Here is a 24,925-nt window from a genome sequence, read left to right as displayed (position 1 = left end):
CCGCGAAAATCAGGGTTTTGCCTGTCTCAATTCCAGTCCGATCGAAGTTCTGGGCAGAAAACCGGTCCAGGTTTCCTCCAAAGAGTCTTCGGGCAGGTCCAGAAATTTGCCGTAATCCAGTCCTTTCAGATAGATGCCAAGAAATGCCGTTACGAAGTGTTGGTTGATATTGTTTATTCGTTCTTCGTCCCAAACGGGTTCGCTGTAATGCATGTAGTCGGCCGGGTCCAGGTCCGGCGATACCGGTGGATTTGGCGCTACATTGTGTCGGGCGTTGAGGTAGGTCAGTAGGTATCTTTCCGCCTTGGAGGCGCCTTCGTAAATGGCTTTGACACCATCTTCGTACCCCGATATATCGTCTTCGCTACCGGCGATGAAAAACGTCGGTGTTCGTAAGTTTTGAAGCCCTTCGCTATCCCAAACTCCACGTTGCATGCCCCAGGGTGCCACCGCTACAATGGCTTTCACTCTTGGATCTACCGTCTTGGGATAGTTGGGATCGGACAGGCTTCGTGTAGCGAGAAGCTGACTTCCGGATGTCATTTGAGAAAATGCGCCGACAAAACCTGGCGAAAACCCCGCCCCGGCTGCATTCAATACCCCATAGCCACCCATGGAATAACCCAGCAGGGCCGTACGGGAAGCATCTACCATTCCGGATAAAAAATTTCCTCTTTCCGATTTATTGAATCGATCCATTTCCTCAAGAACAAATAAATCATCCAGCGGGCGGTGGTAGAGTGTACTGGCGAATTTGCCCGGATTTTCGTGGGTAGACTCGGTATGGTCGATAGCAACTACCAGGTAGCCTTTGGATGCCAGGTTTTCGGTGAGATAGGTCATCAAAACGCGCGACCCCAGGTAACCGTGCGAAACGATCACCAATGGATAAGGCCCCTGGCTGGTATCGGGGACTGCGTTTCTTTCAGCCCTTCCCGGAAAGGTAAACGCCTTTAGGGGACGGGTCGGGTCGGTGGTCGTACCCAGAAAATCGGTGTATTCCGCCATTTTTGCATCGGGGTTTTCCTGTGCCGGGTACCATACTTCTACCCGTAGTGGCCGGTCGTAAACGGGCATTTCCGTGCCGTTGGATTCCTGAATATTTGGCTGGTTAGTATGGATTAATTCCAGGGTGCGTACGCCTACCGGGAACGGACCGCTTGCCGCAAGTTCTGGCGCATCCGGCAATCGATCCCCGAAAACAAACGGATCGGTCTGGGAATAAATCGACTGGGAGATAAAAACGCAAAAGGCAGAAAAGTAAAAAGCAAAGTTGATCAGCGGTCGCTTCATGGTTGGCAGGTACGTTGATAGAAAATTTTTCCAAAGATAGGAATTTTCGGAGATCCTCCACTCAGGACGGATAGGGAATTATACGCGCTGAATGAATACCAAAAAAAAATCACGTATCTTGGCCCATTCTATTTAAGCTGCCGCAAATTCAGAAAATAAAAAGTATGCTTGTTCGCAAAATATCGAGCCATCAATTTTTCAATGTTGACTAATCGCCCTCGTTTTAACCAATTGAAAGCAAAGCGGCAGGTGAAGGATATCAGCCAATCGATCTTCAGACGTCCGGGAAGGGACATACCTGCTGGCATTGTGGTATTTCTTGTCGCACTCCCGCTGTGTTTGGGGATCGCCCTGGCCAGTGGAGCTCCCTTAATTTCGGGGCTCATAGCCGGGATGGTGGGCGGGCTAGTTACGGGAATAGCCAGTAAATCGCACACCAGCGTTTCCGGCCCGGCAGCCAGCCTTTCCGCTGTAGTTTTAACGGCGTTAGAGGTGCTCGAGACATTTGACGTATTCTTGCTGGCATTGTTTATCGGTGGGCTTATTCAAGTGATTCTGGGATTTCTCAAATCGGGAATGATTGCCGATTACATGCCCACCAGCATCATAAAAGGGTTGTTGGCAGCCATCGGACTTATTCTGATTATCTCCCAACTTCCCTATGCATTGGGTGTGGAGTTGGACAAAAGCAGACTGCTGGATTACTCGCAATCCTTTTTTTCCGGCGTCATTGAAACGGGTGCATTGGTGCTTTCTTCGTTCGCTCCAGGTGCGCTGATACTTGCGGTAAGTTCGTTGTTGCTCATGATTTTTTGGGAAAAAACCGCATTAAAAAACGTCAAATGGCTTCCTCCTTCCCTATTTATCGTGCTATTCGGAGTGTTGCTGAATCAGACCTTTAAATTTCTACTGCCCGCTTTGTACCTCGATGGCATCCACCTGGTACACATTCCGGAAATAAACGATCCCACTGCGTTGTTTACTTTTCCGGATTTTTCTGCCATAGACAATTTTCAGGTATGGACCTATGCCTTTACCATCGCCATTATCGGATCCATTGCCACATTGTTGAATCTCGAAGCAACGGATAATCTGGACCCACACAAGCGAAGGAGTCCCCCCAATCAGGAATTGGTGGCACAGGGCATCGGTAACAGCATTGCGGGCCTTATAGGCGGTATTCCCATTACCTCGGTCATTGTCCGAAGCTCCGTTAATATTGAAGCCGGTGCGGAAACCAAGCTATCCACGATCATCCACGGATTTCTCCTGACCGTCAGTGTATTGTTTTTAAGTACTATCATCAATTTGATTCCCCTGGCCTCCCTGGCAGCAATTTTACTTTTGGTCGGATACAAGCTAACTTCCTATTCCATCATTACCCAAATGTATCGAAAAGGCTGGTCTCAGTTTATTCCATTTGCGGTGACCGTAACGGCTATCTTGCTTACCGATGTCCTGATTGGCGTGCTGATCGGATCGGCGTCCAGTGTGTTTTTTCTTTTGCGTGGAAACTACTACAACCCCTTCTACATGGAAGAAACGAATCCCGGCAGCAAGCGAAAAACAATCCGGCTGGAGCTTTCCAACGAGGTCTCCTTTCTAAACAAACCAGCGATCAAACGCATCCTGTGGAACCTTCCAAAAGGTACGCGGATAACCATCGATGCTTCTTTTTCTTCCTACATCGAGCCAGATGTGTTGGAAATTCTTAACGATTATCAGACCACCTTTGCACGAGAAAATGCCATTGACTTCACCATTGTCGGACTAAAAGACAGTTACGCTCCAAGCAACGAGGTAGTTATTGACAAACCGGCGGTAATAAATCGTGCCGATTTGAAAAAACCGGCCAATGTGCTTCAGTACCTAAAGGAAGGAAACAAACGCTATGCGGACGGCAACCTGGTTTCCCGAAGATTTCAAAACAAAAAGTTAAAGGATTTTATCAAAGATGTGCCGTTGGCAGTCGTGGTCAACTGCATCGATATGCGGGAGCCGTTAAACATGTTATTGAATACGGGTATTGGAGATTTGATCCCATTAAAAGCAGCCGGAACCCTGCTGGACAATCACCTCGTTCACACCCTGGAAATCGCCTGCCGGGAGCAGGGGGCGGTTTTGATCGTTGTATTGGCCAACTCCGACAACCATTTGCTAAAAAATGCATTGAAACGTGTATTGGCCGAACCCACTTCACCCTTCAGCCCCCTACTGGTACCGGCTATCGAAGCCGGCTATTTTTCTCCAGAACGGTTTCGTAGCGAGGACCTAAGTCATTGGTCGGATCGCCTGGCACGTTGGAATGCAGCACAGGCCCAAACGAAGATCGTTCATACAAACGCATACCTTCGTACCCACATTAACCAGGGAAAAGTGGGGCTTTGTACGGCTTTTTTCCATCGCAAAGACGGTACAATCGACTTCTTTCCCCTCTACCAACCAACCAATTGAACCGATGTTCCACGAAAACCACCCGAATACAATGAATACATTCTCTATTGCAGGCTTTTCAAAAATAATTCCATCAAATGCACTTGCAAGAATTCTCCCCCTCGCCATCAGTGCCTTTTTGGGTATCGGATTTTTCACCGGATGCACACGCCCAGGTCCGGGAATCGGACTGGAAGTCTTTATTCAACGGCAAAGACCTCTAAGGGTGGATCCCCAAATTTCATCACCACGAAACAGGGGAGAATTACGCCAATACCTTCCGCGTAGTGGATGGCAGGATTCAGGTAAATTACGACGACTACACCCGTTTCGAGGAACGCTACGGTCACCTTTTCTACGAAAAGCACTTTGGCTCGTTTCACCTGAAATTCGACTACCGCTTCACCGATCAATGGATGGAGGATGCACCGGATTACACCTACCGCAACAGTGGGGTGATGTTTCATTCCCAGTCCCCGGAGAGCATTCTGAAGGAGCAGGATTGGCCGATTTCAGTGGAATACCAGATGCTTGCAGATGCCGGCGACGGCAACCCGCGGCCGACAGGCAACATGTGCTCGCCGGGCACAGAAGTGGTGTTCCAGGGCCAGATGGACCCCAGGCATTGCATCAATTCCACCTCTCCTACCTTTCCCTGGGACGAATGGGTGGCAGCAGAATTGATTGTTTATGGAGATTCCCTGGTTATTCATAAGGTGAACGGAGAAACCGTGCTGGAATACAGTCAAACGCAGATTGGTGGAGGCGTAGCCAACGGGTACGCCCCTGGTATCAAAGTAGACGGGAAAGCACTAAAAGAAGGCTACATCGGCTTGCAGGCAGAGGGGCAGGGAGTGGAATTTAAAAATATAGTCATCAAGGCGTTGGATTGATTTGTACGCCCGATAGCGGTAGCGCAATTTTTGGTCGGAAAATTGCGTGATGTGTGGTGGTATTTGTTATAAACCATTCCGCGCTGCTACAGATGAACTATTTCCTTTACTTTATTGGATCATTTTTTATCCTTGCGAGCGCGTTTCCGCTCATCGAAACGGGTACCTGGTGGATACGTGTATTTGATTTTCCACGTTTGCAGCTTGCGGCCATTGGCGGTGTAACCTTCGTTTTGAGTGCTTTTCTGCTAAGGAAAGGAAGCTTTCCCGGAAGGGTCGTTTTTTTCGCCTTACTTATTGCCGCGTTGGGTCACCAAATTTCCAAGATCATCGGTTTTACTCCACTTGCCGACACCACCGCAAAAAGGGCGGTATCTACGGATCCGGATCGAAAGTTTTCTCTGTTGCTCAGTAATGTTCGCATGGAAAATAAAGAGTATGGAAAGCTATTGGACCTCATCGCCGAGAGGAATCCCGATTTGATCTTATTGACCGAGCCAATCCTACTTTGGACGGAAGCGCTCATTTCACTGGACGAAGACTACCCATATACGATCAAGGAACCCTTGCCCAACACCTACGGTATGCTCCTGCTATCCCGGTTTCCACTTGAAAACAGCGAGGTGAACTACCTGGTTGAAAACGACATTCCCTCGATTTTTACCAAAGTGCAGCTACCCTCTGGAGAACGCTTTGATTTTTTCGGGGTACACCCCGAACCGCCCCGACCTGGCTCAGATACCTACGAACGGGATACCGAATTGTTGATCATCGGCAAAGACATCGAGAAAAATCCCCGGCCGGTACTGGTAGCGGGCGATTTAAATGACGTAGGCTGGTCCAAAACATCCACCCTGTTTCGAGAATACAGTCAACTACTAGATCCACGTGAGGGCCGTGGCTTGTTCAATACCTACAACGTTTTTCTTCCCTTATTGCGGTACCCGTTGGACCATGTGTTCTATACCAATGATTTTGGATTGGTTCGGATTGAAAAATTGCAGGCAATTGGCTCGGACCATTTTCCTATGTGGATCGATTTGACCTTCGAACCCGATCCGACAAATGCCGAGGAGGTACCGGATTCCGATTCGGAGGACAGGCAGGAAGTGGAAGAGAAGGTGGAAGAAGGAAAGGAAGAAAGCCAGGACTCCTAGCAAATTCAATCCGACAGGCGTGCCACGGCTGTCGCAACGATGGGACAATTGGGCGTATCGGATCCGACCGAATGGTTTTAGCTACCGTAACAATCGATCCATTAAGGCCTCATTGCAGGCCCGACCCAGAGGAATCACCTCGTCATGGCTCAGGCGTACCTGATTTCCACGTACTTTTTTATCTGCCTGCTATTGACAACAAAAAACTTATGGACCCGAATAAAGATCGTTTCGTCCAACATTTCCATCCATCGTTTGAGCGGTTCGGCCAATAGTATTTCTTTGCTGCCAGCACAATGGCGCTATAATCTCCCTCCGACCGGATATAGCGTATATCCTCGAAAGCCATCCGCGCCTGATCGTAGCGTCGCCCACCTTGATAACGCACGCTTTTCTTGCATCGTAGATTCGGGGTTCCTGAGAACGATAGTCTCCCATTAACCTTCCCCTTGGCCTTGACAAATCGCTGAAAAGAAAACGGTTTTTGCAGGTAATACGCGCTAAAAATGTACCGATCTACCCGCTATTTTCGTCAATTTTTTCGGCAAACAACGCGGTTGACCGGATAAATGACCTCATCAATCCAAGACCCCATTCGCCCGAAAATACCAGTCGTTTACCGATACAATTTTTTTTCTGCGCATTTTCTGCTGAAATTTACAAACAATAGGAATTACAAGAGCCCCCATGAAACGAATTCTAATCACAATTATCAGTTTGGGAATCAGTATTGGCTGTCTACAGGCGCAAACTATTGAAATCACCGGCAAGGTTGTCGAAACCACCAGCCAGACACCCATTGAATTTGCTACCGTCAAGCTTCTGGATACGCAGGATGGAAAGCTACTTGCGGGTACTACTACCACAGCGGACGGAACCCTGCTGTTAACCACCCAACAAACGGATTTTATTCTGGAAATCAGCTTTATCGGATTTATTACCACCCGCATCTCCGAGTACACGGTGATCGACGGCACGGTGAATTTGGGCACCATTCGCCTTTCCGAAGATAGCGAGCTAATGGATGAGGTTGTCATTCGAGGTGAGCGATCTACGACCGAGTTTCAGTTGGATAAGCGTGTTTTTAACGTAGGCCAAGACCTGAGCAGCACCGGAGCCAGTGCGTTGGAAGTGTTGAATAATGTACCTTCGGTCACCGTGAATATCGAAGGGCAGATCCAGCTCCGGGGCATTGGGGGTGTTCAGATTCTGATCAACGGAAAGCCCTCGGTCCTGGCCAGTGATGGTGGCAATGCCCTGGGTACCATCACCGCAGATATGATTGACCGCGTGGAGGTAATTACCAATCCCTCTGCCAAATACGATGCCGAGGGTACCTCGGGCATCATCAATATCGTGCTAAAAAAAGAAGAAAAGAGAGGCGTAAACGGTTCCATCACACTCAATACCGGCGTACCGAACAACCACAGTTTGGGCTTTAGCCTAAACAAACGCACGGACAAATTCAACCTGTTTAGCCAACTGGGCCTGGGGCACCGGACCTTTCCCGAAACCTTTGAGACCCTAAACAGCAACCTTAGCGAACAGACCTTTATCCGAAATAGGGGTGATGGGGAGAAAAACGAAACGTTTTTCAACCTGATCCTGGGTACCGATTACCACATCAACGAGCGCAATGTGCTCTCCCTTACCGGCAATTTTGCATACGAGTTGGAGACCGAGTATTCCAATGGAAACTTTACGGCCAAAACCGGGACCGCGGCGCCGCATGCGGGCTGGACGCGAGATGAAGCCACGGAAGCCACCAATCCCAAATGGCAGTACGAATTGCAGTACAAGAGTGATTTTTCGGACAAGGACGACCACTACCTCTTGATTAGTGCGTTGGGTAGTTCGTTTGCCAAAGAGCAGCAATCTTCTTTCGATAACCTGCCTTCGTTTGGCGAATCTGCCTTGCAGGACCGGCAGCAGACCGATACCGATTTTGGGCAGTGGGAGTATACATTTAAAGCCGATTACACCCGGCCAATGACCGATAAGATCACCTTTGAATCGGGTGGTCAGTACCTGATCACCGATGTTCGCAATGATTTTGCGATTCTGGGCTTTGAAAACGGCGGCTGGCAGGAAATACCCGAGCGTACCAATACGTTTTTCTTCATGCAAAAAGTACTGGGCGTATACAGTACCGGTGCCTATGAGGGCGACAAGTTTGGCCTCAAACTCGGAATTAGGGCAGAAAACACCGACCTGAATACCCTGCTGGAGCAAACCGAGGAAGAAAACCGGAAGAATTTCACCAACCTATTCCCGACCCTGCACAGTTCGTACAAACTGGCCGATAACTTTTCCCTGCAGGGAGGCTATTCCCGACGCATCTCCCGACCCCGGCTTTTTGACCTAAATCCCTTTTACAACATCCGAAACAATTTCAGTATCCGGACCGGAAATCCGGAGCTGCTGCCAGAACTGACCGACAGTTACGAAATCACGGGTATTTTGGACCTGGAGCTTCTGTCGCTGAGCAGTTCGATCTATCACCGCTACATCACGCAAACGGTGGAAAACGTAACTACTTTTGAAGACAACGTAGCGATCACCATGCCCATGAATATTGGCACCAACAAAGCCACTGGCCTGGAAATAAACGGAAAAATCACGCCCAATGATTGGTTGTCCCTCAATGCGGATTTTAATTACAACTACTTCAACCGGGAAGGAACATTCGAAGCCAGTCCGTTTGATTTCACGGCCGACCAATGGTCAGCCCGGCTAACCTCCAAGTTTAGCCTGCCGGCAGATTTTACCCTGGAACTGATCGGCAATTACCAATCGGCCTATCAGACCTTTCAGCGAACCATTAGCGGCTATGCATTGGCCGATATCGGCCTTCGAAAGAAAATTATGAAGGGAAAAACTATCTTAAACCTCAGCATACGGGATGCTTTTGCCTCCAGGATATTTGAAAACGAAACGGTGCAGAACAACTTCACCCAATACGACTACCGCCTGCGGGGCCGCTTTATCACGTTTGGTATCAGCTATGGCTTTGGAAAGGGCGAGGCGATGGAGTTTAGCGGTCAAAAAAGGTTTTAACCTGAGCTCGATTTAATTTCTGTGTACACCAGTAAATGCCACGACCACTCGTACATTTAGCTCGTGAGGTAGGTGGAAAAGGGTGCGGCAGTCTTGCGGCGTCGGCGCTTCCTGCGGCCTTGGCTGTGCAAACATACGCTTCGGAATGACGGTTTTTGGTAATTTTCCACCCCGATCTCAGATGTAAATGTTTTTGTCTTTTTGCCATTGCACTGGTCCTTTTCCCGATTACCTGGTGCAAAAAAGTTCTTGATAGAAGGGTCTGGTGAATACAACAGTCGACGGTGTCTCCTCTACCGATCTGGGACCGATCGTGTCACCCAATCTCCTGGGGGACTTTTTTCAAGCCACTCCATTCAGGTTCCTCCCCATCCGGCGTTGGAGGCAGTTGGTAGTCCACTAGCGTGGGCTGCACCTACGGTTCGTATGGTTCAGGCCCTTCAGGCATGCAGTCTATATGGGAATCAACATCGACTAAGAACGGTATTTGGAAATAGTAGTTCTATTGAGGAAGTCAGCTGAAGCGAGGTTCCAAATTACGTATCAGAACAGCCCTTACTTGACTCCGAAGCCTGAAGGGCCTCCAAAACAATAACCCCGGGCGAAAACTGGGGTGTGCGAGCTAGTTCGGCCTCTCCCCAAGCACGGAGCGGGTTGAACATGTCAAAAATGAATTATATGTCGTAACCTTCATGGGAATTTGCCGGGAACGCGGCGTTGGCACGTTTAATCTCCCGCATCCCACTGTCAATTATCCGTTACCGGATGGTTCTTCTATGGTAGGCAGGGTGGTTTCCTGCGGTAGGTAGACCTTAAAAGCAGACCCCTTCCCCCGATCACTTTCAACTTCAATTTTTCCGCTGACTTCCTCTACCAATTTCTTTAGCAAAAAAAGCCCGATTCCCAGACTTTCACCGGGATAGGACTCCTGGTGCAGGGTACCAAATTTGGTGAAAAGCTTGTGCATTTTTTGAGGAGGGATGCCTTTTCCATTATCAATTACGGATAACACAACGAATTCGCCTTCGGTATAGGTACTGACGTGAATGGTCGAAATCCGATCCGGTGATTTGTACTTAATGGCATTCGAAACGAGATTGAATAGAATGCTGCGCAATTTCTTTTTGGGAAAACGCAGGTGCGTTACTTGAAAGGAATGGGAAAGCACGGCACCTGAATGCAAAAATTGCCCATTAATGCTGTCCAAAACGTCTGTCAGCACCGTTTTAATACTTAACAAACCCTCTTTGCCCGAATCATTTTCAGGACCATTTAGCTTCAGGATGTCATTCATCGACTCCTTAAAGTTTGTGATCGACTTAAGTACCGGGAGGGACAAGGTGCGCATTTCTTCCGGGTCCGTGGTATCCATCATTAAATTAATCAGCGAAATGATATTATTCAATGGCCAGTTTAAATCATGGGATATGTGGTAAATTACAGACCGGTACTCCCGATTTGAATGTTGTAAATCACGGATTTCAGCAAGCAAGCGTTGATTTTCATGCGAAACCGCTTCAAAATCAATTTCCCTGGATAGGGTACCGTTTGACTTGCTTCCATTTCTTGGGGATTTTTCACTATTCATGCTACGGTATTTTTTGGCTGTTCTATAAAAAGTATTTCCAATGCAAGTTACTAGTTAATAGCTTGATTATATTATATAAATCCTGTCCTTATTTGTAAAATAATTGGACTCAATTGGCAGGAAAAGCGGTGTTTTTCACCACCCCGGTACGGTTTTTGAAACCTGTTAACGTAGTCTAGATGTATCAACCGTATCCAAACAAAAACTTATACAATATTTTTGGATAAAAATATATAGTATCTCCGCCAAGGTATTGCAACATTTGCTTCGATAGGCAGGGAACTTTAAGGGATGGTACCTTCTTATCCTCGATTTGTTAAACAAAAAAACAGGGGTTTAAGCGAAACATGCTGGTAAATGCCTGGAAAAATGAGTAACTTATACACACCATGGATCTTCCGAAAATTCACATCAAATTTATGGTCAGCCTTCGCTGCAAAATGATGGTTAGGGAAGAATTAAAGAAACTTCAGTTACCATTTGCATCCATTCAGCTGGGAGAGGTCGAGCTCTTCAAGCCATTGAGCCCCGAAGAACACGACCTGCTGCATCGAAACCTTCTACGTTCGGGTCTGGAACTATTAGACGATAAACGTAGCATCTTGATAAATAAAATAAAGAGTGTGATTGTAGAAATGGTCCACTACACGGATGAAATTCCAAAAGTCAACTATTCCGACTATATCAGTGCAAAACTGGGGTACGACTATACGTACCTTTCTACCATTTTTTCGGACGTCACCGGAACCACCATTCAGCAATACATCATTATTCACAAAATCGAACGGGTGAAAGAACTTTTGCTCTACGATGAGCTCAATCTTTCCGAAATTGCCGATCTTCTGAATTACAGCAGCTCTGCCCACCTGTCCAATCAATTTAAGAAAATTACCGGCCTATCTCCCTCCTATTTTAAGTCACTAAAAAAGCGCAGGGTTTCAAACCTGGAAGATCTTTAAACTATATAACTTTAATCGCGCGCGGTATAAGGGTTTAAACCATAAAATATCGGATCTTTATAAGAATACTAAATACCTAACTAATGAACAATCCGAAATCAGGCCATACCGAAAGGGACGATAAAGAATTGGAGAAATCAAAAGCACATGTCATCGTGCAGATCATCGAATACCTACCCAGGGCAGTCGTCAGCAAGACCATTTTAAAAAAAATTACCGGAAATGTAACCGTCTCCTCTCTGGACGCCGGAGAAGAAATGGAAGAAAAATCATCTCCTTTTGATACCTATGTACAAATCATAGACGGGGCAGCTGAAATCCTCATCGACAAAAAGACCTACAAACTGGCACTTGGCGAAGGCATCATCATCCCGGCACATTCCTACCACCATTTTAATGCCAACGAACAATTCAAAATGCTTTCTACGGTGATCAAATCCGGGTACGAAGATTAAGCAGGAAAAGGGGTCGGATGAGGTTCCAACTGCGGTCAGTTGCTGTTTTTTGTCCATTCTTCTTTGGTCTGGCCTAAGCTGCATTTAAAAAAAAGCCGTAATTTGTGCCAAAATCAGCATCTGGGCCGATAAACCGCCCGACATACCAACCGTACGAAGGCAATTTGATGGAAAGCAAACCAAAGGCCATTGGCAGCAAAAACAAGATTGAAAAGGGACTGATCCTAAAGGTTTCGAAAATGAAGCCGGTCATCAAACCCACCAAACCCCACCGACACGAAGGCTACCACGAGTTAATCTACCTATCGAAGGGGGCCGGGCAACATACCGTCGGTGATCAGGTATACGAAGTACGTCCCCCCATGGGTTTCTACCTGAATCTCGGTCAGGTTCATTGCTGGAATTTTTCCCGAATACCGGAAGGCTACGTCGTTCTATTCAAAGAAGAAGTGCTTTCGGGTTACCCCAAGGCACTCGCACAGCTTTTTGGCATGAATGAAACGTTTAGGCTTTCCGAAGAAGATCCATCTGTCTTGCAATTACTCGATATTTTTTACGCTGATTACCAACGAGAGCAACCAATCGAAATCTTGGCCGCACAGTTGAATAGCTTGATTTACAAGACCATACAACTGCCACAGGATCGAAAACGAGTCCCTCCTACCCTCTTGGATGAATTTGTGAGGTTTAAAAAACTGGTTCGCCAAAACTACCTGCAGCTGAAAACAGCCGAAGCTTACGCGAAGATCATGCATATCAGTAGTCGAAAATTAAATCACATTTGCCAGGCGGCTACCGGAAGCAACGCCGTCGATGTCATTCGCGAATGCGTGCTGATCGAGTCCAAAAACCTGCTAACCCATACCGGGCTGCAGGTAACGGAGATTGCCTATCAATTAAACTTTTCAGATGCATCGAATTTCGTCAAGTTTTTTAAGGCCCAAACAACGCTCACACCGACCGAATACCGGGCCAAACTCTAAAATCTACCAATATTATCCGAAATTCACCATGCATTTTCCAATCAGGAAAGCGTAACTTGCGCGTTAAATTCCTTACTGATGAGATTCCTGCTGGCCTGCATAGCCCAATTTTTCCTTGTTTTTCCCATCTTTTCCCAAATAACCGTCCGGGGTACGCTTGTCGATTCAAACGAAGCGAATCCCATCGAATACGGTAGCGTGGGGCTGTACGCTCAAGCCGATTCCAGTCTGGTCTCCGGAACTGTCAGCGAACCCGACGGAAGCTTTGAACTTGCCGGCATTAAGCCCGGTACCTATTACCTGGCCATCCAATTTATGGGATATGAGCGGGTTAGCATTGGAGATATGGTACTCGTCCGAGGACAGGTACTGGACCTCGAAACGATCCAACTCAGCCCCAATGAACAATTATTGGATATGGTCGAAGTCTCCGGATCCCAGTTTACGACCATGCATCGGATCGACCGGCAGGTATTCGAAGCCTCCGAATTCTTATCGGGGCAGGGAGGAACCGCCATCGACTTGATGCGAAATCTCCCCTCGGTAAGCATCAATGCCGAAGGGGAACTATCGGTGAGAGGGGCTACCGGATTTGTAGTCATGCTTAACGGCAAACCGATACAATCCGACCCGGCCATACTACTCGGACAATTGCCGGCCAACGCCATCAAAAACATCGAAGTAGTGACCGCTCCCTCTGCACGATACGACCCGGAAGGTAAAGCAGGTATTATCAATATTACCACAGAAAAAGGTGCCACCGATGGGACATTTATCCAATTTAATACCCGAATAGGCGCCCCGAGCATACAGGATTACGCCAATAAGAAAAAGCCGCAACGGTATGGAGCCGATTTTACGCTGAACCACCGGCAAGGGGATTGGGATTTTTCCCTGGGGGCCAGCTATTTGAGAAATGATGTGAATGGCCGGAGAATAGGTGATGTGTACACAATGGATGGAGACACGACCACCCGCTTTCCGTCGGAGGGTGAGCGGGGTTTCGACGAGGAAGCCTACTCCGGACGCTTTACGGTAGCCTATACCCCCGACGCCAACAATGAATTCAGTCTGGGTTTTTACGGAGGAATACGCAGCAAGGACCGCACCGCGGATATTGTGTACTACGATAACCACGCGATCGTGGAAGGACAGCGCCTTTATACCTTGCAGTATTATAACGAAAACTTGCGGATCCGGAAAAGTGATTTTGCGATGGGAAGCATTGACTACGCCCACACATTTACCAACCAAGGCCGCCTCTCCAGTTCTTTCCTGTACGAATACACCATGCTGGGAGGTCCCACCACCAATCGCAACCTGGGTTTTCCGAATACCGATCTGATCTATCAGGACGAATACAATACCAATGACAATCCATTGCATGGGCTGCGCTGGCAGGTAGATTACCAATCCAAGCCGACTCCCTGGGGAATCGTAGAAACCGGCTATCAGTTTCGTAACCTGAATCATCAGGGGGATTTTGTTTACGAACGAAAAAATAACGAAACGGGCGCATTTGAATTGGTACCCGAGTTTTCCTCCAATGTGGAATTGACCCGGGTCATTCATTCCGGATACGGACAGCTAACCGGACAAAAAAACAACTGGGATTATGCGGTAGGTTTACGGATGGAGTACATGGATCGGGAGCTGCTGCTCCAGGACAAATCCAATACGGTAGACAGCCTCTATACCTATGATTTTTTTCTACCCTATCCTACTGCCAGCGTACAATACAAACTGGGAGAGCAGACATCGATAAAAGGGGCCTACAGCCGAAGGGTAGAACGAACCACCACGTTTAAAATGAATCCTTTTCCTGAACGCGAGCATTCCGAGACACTGGAACAAGGAGATCCCACCCTGCTCCCTGAATTTATAGACCTGGTGGAGACCGGGTTGATAAAAGACTTCGGAGAAAACAGCCTCTTTGCCACGGCCTATTACCGGCATGTAAAAAATCTGGTCAACCGGGTGAACACGGTGTATAACGATACCATACTGAATCGAATCTATTCCAACGTTGGAAACGGGAGGTCCATTGGAATGGAACTGGGGCTGGAACTTAATCCGGGCAGCAACTGGAAGGTATTTGCAGGTGGGAACCTGTACCGGTACCGGATCAGCGGAAGTTTTGATGAGCGCCCCATCAATAACGCCGCCTGGGTGTATTCGATCAATGCCAATACCAGTTTTGACTTCTCCCCTACTTTTACCGCCCAATGGTCGATCAACTACCTTTCAGACCGCATTACGGCACAGGGAGAAGATTCCCGGTTTTTATCCCCCAACCTGGTACTCCGAAAGACATTTATGAACGACCGGCTACAGGCCAGCCTGCAATGGCTCAACATGGACATGGGTCTTTTGCGTACCAATGAGCAACGGATCAGCACCTGGAGGGAAAACGAATTCTACACCGCGACGAATTACGTGCTGGAAGTGGATATGGTGCTGTTGAACCTTAGCTATACGCTTAATCCTTCCCGTGATAAATCCCGTTTTATCAAAAGTGAATTTGGAGAGAAAGAATTCTGAACAAAAAAGTCAACCTTTCAATAGCCTGCCCAGTACCATCAGCTGCTGTTCCAATTTTTCAGACCAGGGCAGGCCATAATTTAAACGCAGGCAGTGGTGAAATTGGCTTTGAAGGGTAAACATTCGGCCAGGTGCGAAACTTATTCCCTGTGAAAGGACCAGATCGAATAATTTCCCCGTGTCCAGCTGTTTGGCCAACTCCACCCATAATACGAATCCACCCTGTGGCCGGCTTACCTTTGTTTCGGCTGGAAAGTGATCGGCGATGGTCCGAATAAAACGGAGAGAATTGGCATGCAGGGTTTTTCGAAGTTGCCGCAAGTGCCGCTCGTAGCGATCATTTTCCAAAAACAAGCCAATGGCTTCCTGGGTGAGTGCTGTTCCCGACACCGAATGGAAAAGTTTTAACTTCAAGATGTCTTTCATGTATTTTCCCGGAGCCATCCATCCTACCCGGTATCCTGGAGCCAGGGTTTTGGAAACCGATCCGCACCACAACACCAAGCCTTCTTGATCAAAGGCCTTGCAGGGCTTGGGTCGGTTAGCCCCAAAGTACACGTCCCCATACAAATCGTCTTCGATCAGGGGAATGCCGTGCCTGGCCAGGATTTCAACCACCGCACGTTTGTTTTCTTCCGGCATGCAACTGCCCAATGGGTTGTTGAAATTGCTTACCAACAGGCAGATATCAATCTTTCCCACCACTGCTTTCAGGTCATCGGGACTCACGCCAAATACCGGATGCGTGGGTAATTCGACCACATGCAGCCCCATATTTTTCGCCAATTGGAGAATACCAAAATACACCGGACTTTCCACGGCAATGCGGGTCCCCGGTCGGGTCAATGCCATAAATGCCAACGAGATGGCATGCATGGCCCCCGAAGTACTGACCAAATCCTGAATTCCCAGATTACCCGACCAGGTAAAGGACCATTTGGCAATGTTTTTTCGTAAGCGCAGGTTGCCCTGAATATCGTCGTATCCGGTGCCTCCGGAGGAAAGCGTCTTGGTGGCTTGCTGCAGGCATTTGTTGAGTCGAGCCACGGGGAAAAAACGCTCGTCGGGTACACTGAGCGACAACTGGGTAATTTCTTTGTTGACAAAATTACGGAATACCTTCCCGATCAACCCGTCATCGGCTGAATTGGCCGGATGATTCTGAGGCATACTGGCGTCGGGCACAGGCAAACGTTGGTCGGCCTTTTCGCAAACAAAAAAACCCGCCTGTGGCCGGGATACAATGCAGGACCTGCTTTCCAAAACCAAATACGCCTGTATCACGGTATTTTTACTCACCCCGTACTCTTTGCTCACCGTTCGAATGGAGGGCATCTTATCTCCCACTTTCAAACTTCCCTTTTGTATAAGTTGCTCAAAATTGCGGGCTAGTTCCTGATACAAGGTCATCTACAAGGCGGTTTAACTGTACCCTTCAAAATTAAATAAATTGTATCTGTAACCAATACCAATTTTGTTGTTTATTTGCAGAAAGGAAGCGTATACCAAAATCCTGGTCGCCGGGTGCGGCCTTTTTTCTACAAGCCATGCAAAACGAACGCCTCATGTATCCCATTGGTCGATTCCAACAACCGAAATCGATCTCACTGGAAGCCCTCAGCAGCGCCATCCTGGGTATACAGCGTTTTCCGGAGGCAGTAGCGGATTTGCTTACCGATTTGCCTGAAGAGAGGCTCGATTCGAGGTACCGACCCGGGGGATGGACCATCCGCCAACTGGTGCACCACCTGGCAGATAGCCACATGAACGCGTACATGCGATTCAAGCTGGCCCTGACAGAGGAAACACCAGTCATCAAGCCGTACAAAGAAAATCATTGGGCAGCGCTTGCCGATTCAAAACTTGGGATCGACGTATCCGTTCAACTACTCGCTGGCATTCACGAGCGATGGTGTTTCCTGATGCAAAACATGGACGAATCCCAGTGGATCCGTCGCTTTTTCCATCCGGAACAAAAGCAATCCATCGCGTTAAATGTAAGTGCTTTGGCATACGATTGGCACGGGAGGCACCATTTGGCCCACATCCGGCTCGCTAAATAAGTAAATAAGTAATGTATTAGTCGTACAAACCTCATGAACCAAACCGAAACGCAACGACCCGATTTTGACTTTGAAAACTTCACCTTTGGCGTTCAATCCACCGATCGAATGCTGGTGGCCGCTTACCAAAAGGGGGAATGGTCTGCCTACCGCATTTCTCCGGTACAAGCCATTTCTTTATCGCCACTGGCCATGTGCTTTCATTACGGTCAGACGGTATTCGAGGGACTCAAAGCCTTTCGGATGGCCAATGGTAAAATCAATGTTTTCCGAATGGAAAGTCACTGGAAGCGAATGAACCGTTCCCTGGAGCGAATGGCCATGCCGCCTTTGCCGCAGGATCTTTTCATGGAGGGCATTGAGGAGCTATTAAAACAAGAATCGGATTGGGTGATCGACGATCCAGAGTACTCCCTGTACATCCGTCCCTTTGTGATCGCGACTGAAAAAAAATTGGGCGTAGATGCTTCCCAAGAATACCTGTTTATGGTCGTACTTTCTCCCATGCGGGCCTACTACAACAAGCCCCTGAAGGTAAAGGTGGAAACCGATTACATTCGCGCAGCTCGTGGGGGTGCCGGAGCAGCAAAAAACGGTGGGAACTATGGTGCATCCCTGCTCCCGCAAATTAATGCCAAAAAAGCAGGTTTCGACCAAATCATCTGGCTGGATGCCAAAGAGAAGCAATTCATTGAAGAGTCGGGAACCATGAACATCCTGTTTGTTTTGGATGGAAACAGGCTGGTCACTCCTGCGCTTAGCGATAGTATTTTGGATGGGATTACCCGTGATTCTCTATTGAAATTGGCCGAAGAGGAAGGTTTTTCGGTGGAAGAAAGACCCATAGCCATTGAAGAGATATGCCAACGCATTGAAAACGGAGAGCGGGTGGAAGCGTTTGGCGCAGGCACAGCCGCGGTGATCTCTCCCATCGAAACGATCAGTTACAACGGGAAATCGTACGGCACCTACCTGGCAGCAGATGCCGGCATGTACCGGCTGAAAAACCAGCTATCGTCCGTCAGAGTAGGCAAGCATCCGGACAAGTACGGGTGGAACCACCTCTTGGATACCTGATGAGAGGGGCCGCGTTGCGACCGTTAGTCGTATGAAACTATTTTCAAAATCTCGAAAATCCAAAATAGTTGGATGGTGCTACGCAAGATCCAGGAATAGCTGCGGCGCACCGCTCAGAAATCAATGAAAACCCTTTCAGGCCAATCCGGAAAAAATTTACTCGTAGATCCATTGATAGGCAGAAAAGCACGTAGTTGAACAAAAGCTTGGGTTATTGACCCAGAGTTAACTTATCTGACCTGCTACCAGTCTTTTCCTCGGTATTGTTTCTTTTCGGCTTGCATACGCTTAGTTTTTAGGCGTTTTTCAACGGCCCGTTTGCTGGGTCGCGTGGCCTTTCTTACCTTTTTTTTCTGAAACGCAGCTTCCAACATATGATAGAATTTTCGGAGGGCAATGGCTTTGTTTTGTAGCTGCGACCTACTTTCCTGGGATTGGATGATTAGATTGCCTTCGTTATCCAATTTGTTTGCCCACTTTTTCATCAAGAAATCCCTTTCCATTTCTTCCAAAATACGGGATTCGGGGATATTGAACTTCAACAGTATTTTTGAATTCACCTTGTTGACGTTTTGCCCTCCCGGCCCACTGCTTCTGCTGGCCTGAAAGGTTAACTCCTGGTTTAAAAACTGCGCATTTATTTTTTGAAAAATGGACATTTCACCCGATCGATTAGCTTTGTTGACGCTTGTTCAATTGATCTACCGCAAAAGAAGTTCCCTTCCCGGCCGCAAAACTTGAGGAAACACCGGTTCGTTCTATCTATAAGCAATTACCTGGGAGACAGCGTCTGCTTCGTGGGTCACCATGCCTTGCCCCGCCATCGTTTCTAGGATCAGCGTCTTGATGGAGAGGACGTCCTGCATGTGATCCGTTAATGGCGGTATTTACTCGAAATATACCGAACACCTCAGCTATCCTTCCATTCGGTATGAAACGATTCTCCGGAATCTGTGTCCGTCCGCTGGTAGGTATGGGCACCAAAATAATCGCGTTGGGCCTGAATCAGGTTGGCCGGTGAATTTGCTGTCACTGCCCCCAGGAAACAATTAATGGCGCTGGATAGTAACGGAACGGGGAATCCATGCTGCAGGGCCTGACCTACCACGTACGACAAGTCCGACTGGTAACTTTTTAAGGCAGCTACCGCTTCCGGGTTTAGCAGGATGCGGCTGCTTTCCTGAAAGAGGTCCACCAGTTCCTCCATAAGCCGGGAGCGGATGATGCATCCATTGGTCCATATGCGGGCGATCTCGGAAAAATTCAGGTTCCAGTTATTTTTTTCGGAAACCTCCAGCATCAACGAAAAACCGGTATCGTGATTGATAATCCGTGTTGCCTGGTAGGCTGCCTGGAGTTTTTGCAGAAAAGCCTCGCGGTCTTCGATGCCTGATATTTTCTCCGGATGGTACAGTCCCGAGGCAATCATACGAAAAGGCTTTCGCGCCGACAGGTTGCGGGCCATTACTGCCTCCGACAGGACGCCGTACGGAACGCCGAATTCCAGCGCGGTGGCCACCGACCAGCCGCCGGTCCCTTTCTGGGCTGCCTGATCCAAAATCTTATCCAGCAAGGGTTCGCCGTTTTCTTTTTTTCGAAGAATAGCCACTGTGATTTCCAGTAGGTAACTGGACAAATCGCTATCCATCCAGGATTGAAAGTAAGCTGCAATTTCGTCCACAGACAGTTGCAGGTAATGCCGCATCAGCGAATAGATCTCCGCAATGGCCTGCATTTCACCGTATTCGATGCTGTTGTGGACCATTTTGACGAAGTGTCCGGCCCCTTCCGGGCCAATATAGCTGACACAGGGCTTGCCGCGAAAATCCCTGGCTGCTATTTTTTCCAGATACGGTTTTACCGATACGAAACCTGCCTTTTCTCCTCCCGGCATCAGGGATGGACCGAAGCGGGCCCCTTCCTCCCCCCCAGATACCCCCATACCGACGTATACTACCTGCTTTTTCTGCAGGTAATGGGTTCTGGTACTGCTATCTTTGTAGAAGGAATTCCCCCCATCGATCAAAATATCTCCAGGGTTTAGGTACTCCAATAACTCCTCAATCTGCTGATCCACTGCCGCGCCAGCCGGGATCATCAACAATACCTTTTTCGGCGATTCCAGGCTTTCCATAAAGCCTTCCAGCTCGTCGTAGGCGCGGACCTGTTGCAAATCAGGGTTGTCTGCGAGCACTTTCTCTGCTATTTTTTCTTCCTTTCCGGGCACATGACGGTTGTAGATCGACAAAGTGGTTCCCTTTGCGGCCAGGTTTAAGGCGAGATTTTTGCCCATGACGCCCATTCCAATGATACCAATTTCGGATAGTTGCGCTACAGAATTCATTGAGTCCATAATTTCTTCTACTACTTCTTCTGGTGTTTTGTCCACTCCTACTTTCAGCCCATAATTGGGGATCTCCAGCGTGGCCAACTGAGAGTCTAACAGCGCTGGATTCATAAAGTGACCCACCCGACTTTTTAAACGGGATTTGATCAGCTCCTCGCTACCTTGCAGCAGCACCCAGTGTAGCTTGGGGACTACTTGAAGGAGTTTGCGGTATTTTTCATTCAATGCCGAGCAAGCCAGAACCGCTCCCCCATCCTTCTCCCATTCCGCCATCGACCTTGCGATTGCGTTCAGCCAGGGAATCCGATCCTCGTCTGTAAGCGGAATCCCGGCCCTCATTTTTTGCTTGTTGGCCGGTGGATGAAACTGATCTGCATCGTAAAAAGGCAATTGCAGTCGGGATGCCAACAGCCTGCCTACGGTCGATTTTCCGCAACCTGTAACGCCATAAAGGATGATAACCATCTGCGAAATTACTAAAATTCATCCGGATCGGATTAGTATATTCCCTAAATTTGCCAAGGGAACGATTGCCCTGGCACCAATTGTTGTCCATTAGGTTTTGGCCCGGAATAAAAAGGTTATGCAAGATAATAAAAAACGAGTGGTCGTAGGACTTTCCGGAGGGGTGGACAGTTCGGTAGCTGCCAGTCTGTTGGTGGATCAAGGATACGAGGTCATTGGCTTGTTTATGAAAAACTGGCACGATGAATCCGTCACCTTATCCAACGAATGCCCCTGGATGGAGGACAGCACCGATGCGATGTTGGTTGCTCAAAAACTTGGTATCCCGTTTCAGGCAATTGATTTGAGCGAGGATTACAAGGAACGCATTGTCGATTACATGTTTGCAGAATACAAGGCGGGTCGAACACCCAATCCGGATATCCTTTGCAACCGGGAAATCAAATTTGACATTTTCTTGAAAACCGCCCTGAAACTAAAGGCGGATTATGTAGCGACCGGTCATTACTGCCAGAAAGCATCGGTAGAAGTTGACGGAAAGCCAATGTACCGGCTTTTGGCAGGAGCAGATCCCAATAAAGACCAAAGCTATTTCTTATGCCAGCTAAACCAGGAACAATTGGCAAAGGCCCTGTTTCCCATCGGTCATCTGCAAAAGTCCGAGGTACGAACGATAGCCGCCGATTTGGACCTGGTAACGGCGGGCAAGAAAGATAGCCAGGGCCTTTGTTTTATTGGAAAGGTACGCCTTCCGGATTTTTTGCAGCAACAACTAAAACCCAAAAAAGGCAAAGTCATCGCCGTGCCCGAATCGGCCCCGCGGTACCAAAAAAACAGCATACCCGCGGGCATGGAAGCCGATGCCTACGATCAGGAACTGCTGGAAGATACCTGCCTTGTTCCACCGTATTCGGAAAACGAGGGAGAGGTGGTAGGTGAGCATAACGGGGCTCATTATTTTACGATCGGACAGCGGAAAGGATTGAACATCGGTGGCACCGGTAAGCCGCTTTTTGTCATTGCGACCGATACGCAGGAAAACATCATCTACACGGGTTTGGGGGAAGATCACCCGGGCCTGCTGCGCTATGGATTGTTTGTTCCTACCCCAGACATCCATTGGATCCGTCCGGATAAAGCGCTGCAGGTAGGTGAAACCGCCGAGTACCTGGCCCGGATTCGGTACCGGCAACCGTTAAGCAAGGCCCGGCTTTATCGTAAAGAAAGCGGTTTGTATGTACGATTTGACGAAGCCCAACGGGGAATCGCCGCCGGACAATTCGTGGCCTGGTACGAAGGGGATGAAGCCATTGGATCGGGAACCATTGCCTGAGATGCGCCCGCTGTCCCTGATTTACGAAGACGAAGCCTACCTGGCCATAAACAAGCCACCGGGGGTACTGGTGCACAAATCGGCCCTTGAAAAAGACTCCATGGCCGCCTACGCCGTGCACCTCTTGCGGGAGCAGTTGGGGTACAAGGTGTATCCCTTGCATCGGATCGACCGTCCTACTTCCGGCGTATTGCTGTTTGCCAAGAGCTCGGCGGCGGCCTCCCGGCTTCAGCCAAAATTTGCGGGTACCTCCATCAAAAAATGCTACCTGGCCCTGGTACGCGGGTACATGCCGCAGGATCACGCCCTGATTTCGCATCCATTGGCCAAAGACATGGAACACGAATTGCAGCAGGCCGTAACGGAGTACTGGACCCTAGCCCAGGCGGAAATTCCCTATGCTTCCTCCGACCGGTATCCCAGCAGCAGGTATTCCCTGGTCAAGATCTATCCACATACCGGAAGAATGCACCAAATACGCCGGCATTTTGCACACATTCGCCATTACATCATCGGAGATACTACACATGGGGATAACAAGCAAAACAGGTTTTTTGAAAGCCATTTCCAGATGCGAAACCTACTACTGCATGCCTGGACACTAAAATTCCAGCACCCTGAAAGTCAGGAAGAAATTCAGATCCAGGCGGAGGTTCCTGAACACTTTCACCGTATAATGGAACATATGGGCTGGGAACCCGAACTTGTTTACTCCTAAATTCTACGAAATAAATCCCTATATTTAAATCAAAAAGTAGTATGAATCGCAAACTAGTTTCCCTTGGCTTATTTTCGGTGCTGATGCTTTCCTTTTTTTCCTTGAGAGCGCAAAAAGAGGACATCGAAGCAATCATTAACAAAGCCGAAGCCGTTTCCCATTTTAAATTTCTGGCAGCCGACGAGTTGATGGGTAGGGATCCCGCCCGTCCTGAAATTGACGTGGCGGCGTTATACATTGCCAATCAATTCGAAAAATACGGTGCTCAGCCTTTGGAGCAAATCGGAAGCTATTACCAACCGGTGCCTTTTAGGTACTCAAGCCCCCCTTCAGTGGGAACCGTCTATTGGAACAACGATACGCTACAGCATGGCGAAGAGCTACTGGTACTTGCGGGAGACGATATAGCCGGAGATTTTGAGGCAGTCGTTCTTGGGTATGGATTGGAAGAAGATTACAAAAACGTCGAGGTAGCTGGAAAATGGGTAGTGGTTCGCGTCGGTGCCCCCGACAGGTTATCGCCTCCGCAGCTTTTTGCAGCCGGACGAGAAAAAATGGCGCTGGCCCGCTCAAAAGGTGCCGCCGGTCTGATCGAAATGTACAACGTACCCACGACTCCCTGGAGTCTGCTGGTGAACTACCTGAACAAGCCCCAATTGGGATTGGATACCGATCCGGATGCCGAGGAATCCATTCCTTATCTGTGGATGAAAGACCTTACCGGAGAGCGCATCCAAGCCATCCGCGACGAATCCTCCCAGCTGCAAATTGATATCCGGGGTAAGATCAACCGAAAAATACCTGGCAAAAACGTTGTGGCCTACATCGAAGGGACCGATGATACCATGCGGGATGAATACCTCATGCTTTCCGCCCATTACGACCACGTAGGCATCGGAGCGCCCAATGCAGAAGGCGATTCGATTTATAACGGAGCCCGGGACAATGCTGTGGGTACCGCGGCACTGATACAGGCGGCACAGTATTTTGGTGTGCACCCGCCAAAAAGATCCATTTTACTTTGTGCCTGGACGGCTGAGGAAAAAGGCCTGCTGGGCTCTTCCTATTTTGCAGACAATCCGCCGGTGGAATTATCCGATATCGTCTATAACCTAAACATTGACAATGCCGGGTACAACGATACGACTCTGGTAACGGTGATCGGACTGGGCCGCAGTTCTGCAGATCACCACATACAGGAGGCCGCCAGGGCCTTTGGTTTGGAAGCCATTGCCGATCCGGCTCCCGAGCAGGGGTTGTACGACCGCTCCGATAACGTGAATTTTGCCAAAAAAGGAATTCCCGCCCCCACCTTCAGTCTGGGATTTACGGCATTTGATGCAGAAATCGCCAAGCACTACCACCAAGCCTCCGACGAGGTGTCCAATTTCAATCTGGATTATGCGATAAAGTACTGGAAATCTTACATCTTATCGGCACAAACCATTGCCAATGACCCACAACAACCCCTTTGGATCGAAGGAGATAAGTACGAGGAAGCAGGTAAAAACCTATACGGAACCCATTCCAATGAGTAACATTATTGCCAGATAAAGCATTCAA

18 protein-coding genes and 1 pseudogene are annotated in these 24,925 nt (G+C 48.5%); 13 read left to right on the top strand and 6 right to left on the bottom strand.

From position 1 onward, the window contains the following. Positions 1-9: 9 nt before the first annotated feature. The gene (locus GCU44_RS13375; protein WP_154856847.1) at positions 10-1,293 is read right to left on the bottom strand and encodes an alpha/beta hydrolase family protein; all 1,284 of its coding nucleotides are present in this window, start codon (positions 1,291-1,293) and stop codon (positions 10-12) included. A gap of 231 nt (positions 1,294-1,524) precedes the next feature. Here GCU44_RS13375 and GCU44_RS13370 point away from each other — a divergent pair, with 231 nt between their 5' ends. The 3 genes and pseudogenes from GCU44_RS13370 (at position 1,525) to GCU44_RS13360 (ending at position 5,776) form a co-directional block, all read left to right on the top strand. Then, the gene (locus GCU44_RS13370; protein WP_241684946.1) at positions 1,525-3,747 is read left to right on the top strand and encodes a bifunctional SulP family inorganic anion transporter/carbonic anhydrase; all 2,223 of its coding nucleotides are present in this window, start codon (positions 1,525-1,527) and stop codon (positions 3,745-3,747) included. 110 nt (positions 3,748-3,857) lie between these two features. Continuing rightward, positions 3,858-4,619 (top strand): annotated as a pseudogene (locus tag GCU44_RS13365) (3-keto-disaccharide hydrolase). A 92-nt stretch (positions 4,620-4,711) separates the two neighbouring features. Continuing rightward, a complete protein-coding gene (locus GCU44_RS13360; protein ID WP_154856845.1) occupies positions 4,712-5,776 on the top strand; it encodes an endonuclease/exonuclease/phosphatase family protein in 1,065 nt (354 codons plus the stop codon). A 149-nt stretch (positions 5,777-5,925) separates the two neighbouring features. Here the strand turns inward: GCU44_RS13360 and GCU44_RS23485 are convergent, their stop codons facing one another. Further along, positions 5,926-6,054 (bottom strand): LytTR family transcriptional regulator DNA-binding domain-containing protein, encoded by a 129-nt coding sequence (locus GCU44_RS23485; RefSeq protein ID WP_154856898.1) that lies wholly within the window; start codon positions 6,052-6,054, stop codon positions 5,926-5,928. Between the two features lie 409 nt (positions 6,055-6,463). Here GCU44_RS23485 and GCU44_RS13350 point away from each other — a divergent pair, with 409 nt between their 5' ends. After that, complete coding sequence (locus tag GCU44_RS13350) at positions 6,464-8,833, top strand: outer membrane beta-barrel family protein (protein WP_154856844.1); 2,370 nt, start codon at positions 6,464-6,466, stop codon at positions 8,831-8,833. Positions 8,834-9,584: 751 nt separating this feature from the next. On the opposite strand, the gene GCU44_RS13345 is transcribed toward GCU44_RS13350, so the two are convergent. Then, the gene (locus tag GCU44_RS13345; protein WP_154856843.1) at positions 9,585-10,421 is read right to left on the bottom strand and encodes a sensor histidine kinase; all 837 of its coding nucleotides are present in this window, start codon (positions 10,419-10,421) and stop codon (positions 9,585-9,587) included. Between the two features lie 389 nt (positions 10,422-10,810). Here GCU44_RS13345 and GCU44_RS13340 point away from each other — a divergent pair, with 389 nt between their 5' ends. From GCU44_RS13340 to GCU44_RS13325, 4 genes are all read left to right on the top strand, one after another. Then, the gene (locus GCU44_RS13340; RefSeq protein WP_241684945.1) at positions 10,811-11,380 is read left to right on the top strand and encodes a helix-turn-helix domain-containing protein; all 570 of its coding nucleotides are present in this window, start codon (positions 10,811-10,813) and stop codon (positions 11,378-11,380) included. A gap of 83 nt (positions 11,381-11,463) precedes the next feature. Further along, a complete protein-coding gene (locus tag GCU44_RS13335) occupies positions 11,464-11,835 on the top strand; it encodes a cupin domain-containing protein (RefSeq protein WP_154856842.1) in 372 nt (123 codons plus the stop codon). Positions 11,836-12,002: 167 nt separating this feature from the next. Then, positions 12,003-12,818, top strand: coding sequence for a helix-turn-helix domain-containing protein (locus GCU44_RS13330; protein ID WP_154856841.1), 816 nt, complete (start codon positions 12,003-12,005; stop codon positions 12,816-12,818). 78 nt (positions 12,819-12,896) lie between these two features. Further along, positions 12,897-15,359 (top strand): outer membrane beta-barrel family protein, encoded by a 2,463-nt coding sequence (locus tag GCU44_RS13325; RefSeq protein ID WP_154856840.1) that lies wholly within the window; start codon positions 12,897-12,899, stop codon positions 15,357-15,359. A gap of 9 nt (positions 15,360-15,368) precedes the next feature. On the opposite strand, the gene GCU44_RS13320 is transcribed toward GCU44_RS13325, so the two are convergent. Beyond that, complete coding sequence (locus GCU44_RS13320; RefSeq protein ID WP_154856839.1) at positions 15,369-16,769, bottom strand: aminotransferase-like domain-containing protein; 1,401 nt, start codon at positions 16,767-16,769, stop codon at positions 15,369-15,371. A gap of 137 nt (positions 16,770-16,906) precedes the next feature. Between GCU44_RS13320 and GCU44_RS13315 the strand changes: the two genes are divergently transcribed. Further along, positions 16,907-17,422, top strand: coding sequence for a YfiT family bacillithiol transferase (locus tag GCU44_RS13315; RefSeq protein ID WP_154856838.1), 516 nt, complete (start codon positions 16,907-16,909; stop codon positions 17,420-17,422). Positions 17,423-17,455: 33 nt separating this feature from the next. Next, positions 17,456-18,499, top strand: coding sequence for a branched-chain amino acid aminotransferase (locus GCU44_RS13310; protein ID WP_154856837.1), 1,044 nt, complete (start codon positions 17,456-17,458; stop codon positions 18,497-18,499). A gap of 242 nt (positions 18,500-18,741) precedes the next feature. On the opposite strand, the gene arfB is transcribed toward GCU44_RS13310, so the two are convergent. Together arfB and gndA are read right to left on the bottom strand one after the other, a co-directional pair. Further along, entirely contained in the window at positions 18,742-19,158 is a 417-nt protein-coding gene (arfB, locus tag GCU44_RS13305; RefSeq protein ID WP_154856836.1) for an alternative ribosome rescue aminoacyl-tRNA hydrolase ArfB, read from the bottom strand. Positions 19,159-19,409: 251 nt separating this feature from the next. Continuing rightward, positions 19,410-21,311, bottom strand: a complete 1,902-nt coding sequence (gene gndA, locus GCU44_RS13300) for an NADP-dependent phosphogluconate dehydrogenase (protein WP_154856835.1) — start codon at positions 21,309-21,311, stop codon at positions 19,410-19,412. A gap of 118 nt (positions 21,312-21,429) precedes the next feature. Here gndA and mnmA point away from each other — a divergent pair, with 118 nt between their 5' ends. The 3 genes from mnmA to GCU44_RS13285 are packed head-to-tail and all read left to right on the top strand — an operon-like array spanning position 21,430 to position 24,900. Further along, complete coding sequence (mnmA, locus tag GCU44_RS13295; protein ID WP_154856834.1) at positions 21,430-22,644, top strand: tRNA 2-thiouridine(34) synthase MnmA; 1,215 nt, start codon at positions 21,430-21,432, stop codon at positions 22,642-22,644. Between the two features lies 1 nt (position 22,645). Further along, positions 22,646-23,362 (top strand): pseudouridine synthase, encoded by a 717-nt coding sequence (locus GCU44_RS13290; protein WP_154856896.1) that lies wholly within the window; start codon positions 22,646-22,648, stop codon positions 23,360-23,362. A gap of 41 nt (positions 23,363-23,403) precedes the next feature. Beyond that, positions 23,404-24,900 carry a M28 family peptidase gene (locus GCU44_RS13285; protein WP_154856833.1) on the top strand — a complete coding sequence of 499 codons (1,497 nt, stop codon included), beginning with the start codon at positions 23,404-23,406 and terminating at the stop codon, positions 24,898-24,900. Positions 24,901-24,925: the final 25 nt, after the last annotated feature.

This window comes from Cyclobacterium xiamenense (genome assembly GCF_009467825.1).
Taxonomy (GTDB): Bacteria; Bacteroidota; Bacteroidia; order Cytophagales; family Cyclobacteriaceae; genus Cyclobacterium; species Cyclobacterium xiamenense.
Note: the sequence above shows the minus strand (reverse complement) of the source record. Positions and strands in the feature narration are given on the sequence as shown.

Excerpts from the sequence above, each read along its gene's own strand:
- GCU44_RS13375 (WP_154856847.1), bottom strand. The coding sequence starts at position 1,293 with ATGAAGCGACCGCTGATCAACTTTGCTTTTTACTTTTCTGCCTTTTGC.
- GCU44_RS13360 (WP_154856845.1), top strand. The coding sequence starts at position 4,712 with ATGAACTATTTCCTTTACTTTATTGGATCATTTTTTATCCTTGCGAGC.
- GCU44_RS13350 (WP_154856844.1), top strand. The coding sequence starts at position 6,464 with ATGAAACGAATTCTAATCACAATTATCAGTTTGGGAATCAGTATTGGC.
- GCU44_RS13345 (WP_154856843.1), bottom strand. The coding sequence starts at position 10,421 with ATGAATAGTGAAAAATCCCCAAGAAATGGAAGCAAGTCAAACGGTACC.
- GCU44_RS13340 (WP_241684945.1), top strand. The coding sequence starts at position 10,811 with ATGGATCTTCCGAAAATTCACATCAAATTTATGGTCAGCCTTCGCTGC.
- GCU44_RS13335 (WP_154856842.1), top strand. The coding sequence starts at position 11,464 with ATGAACAATCCGAAATCAGGCCATACCGAAAGGGACGATAAAGAATTG.
- GCU44_RS13330 (WP_154856841.1), top strand. The coding sequence starts at position 12,003 with ATGGAAAGCAAACCAAAGGCCATTGGCAGCAAAAACAAGATTGAAAAG.
- GCU44_RS13325 (WP_154856840.1), top strand. The coding sequence starts at position 12,897 with ATGAGATTCCTGCTGGCCTGCATAGCCCAATTTTTCCTTGTTTTTCCC.
- GCU44_RS13320 (WP_154856839.1), bottom strand. The coding sequence starts at position 16,769 with ATGACCTTGTATCAGGAACTAGCCCGCAATTTTGAGCAACTTATACAA.
- GCU44_RS13315 (WP_154856838.1), top strand. The coding sequence starts at position 16,907 with ATGCAAAACGAACGCCTCATGTATCCCATTGGTCGATTCCAACAACCG.
- GCU44_RS13310 (WP_154856837.1), top strand. The coding sequence starts at position 17,456 with ATGAACCAAACCGAAACGCAACGACCCGATTTTGACTTTGAAAACTTC.
- arfB (WP_154856836.1), bottom strand. The coding sequence starts at position 19,158 with ATGTCCATTTTTCAAAAAATAAATGCGCAGTTTTTAAACCAGGAGTTA.
- gndA (WP_154856835.1), bottom strand. The coding sequence starts at position 21,311 with ATGGTTATCATCCTTTATGGCGTTACAGGTTGCGGAAAATCGACCGTA.
- mnmA (WP_154856834.1), top strand. The coding sequence starts at position 21,430 with ATGCAAGATAATAAAAAACGAGTGGTCGTAGGACTTTCCGGAGGGGTG.
- GCU44_RS13290 (WP_154856896.1), top strand. The coding sequence starts at position 22,646 with ATGCGCCCGCTGTCCCTGATTTACGAAGACGAAGCCTACCTGGCCATA.
- GCU44_RS13285 (WP_154856833.1), top strand. The coding sequence starts at position 23,404 with ATGAATCGCAAACTAGTTTCCCTTGGCTTATTTTCGGTGCTGATGCTT.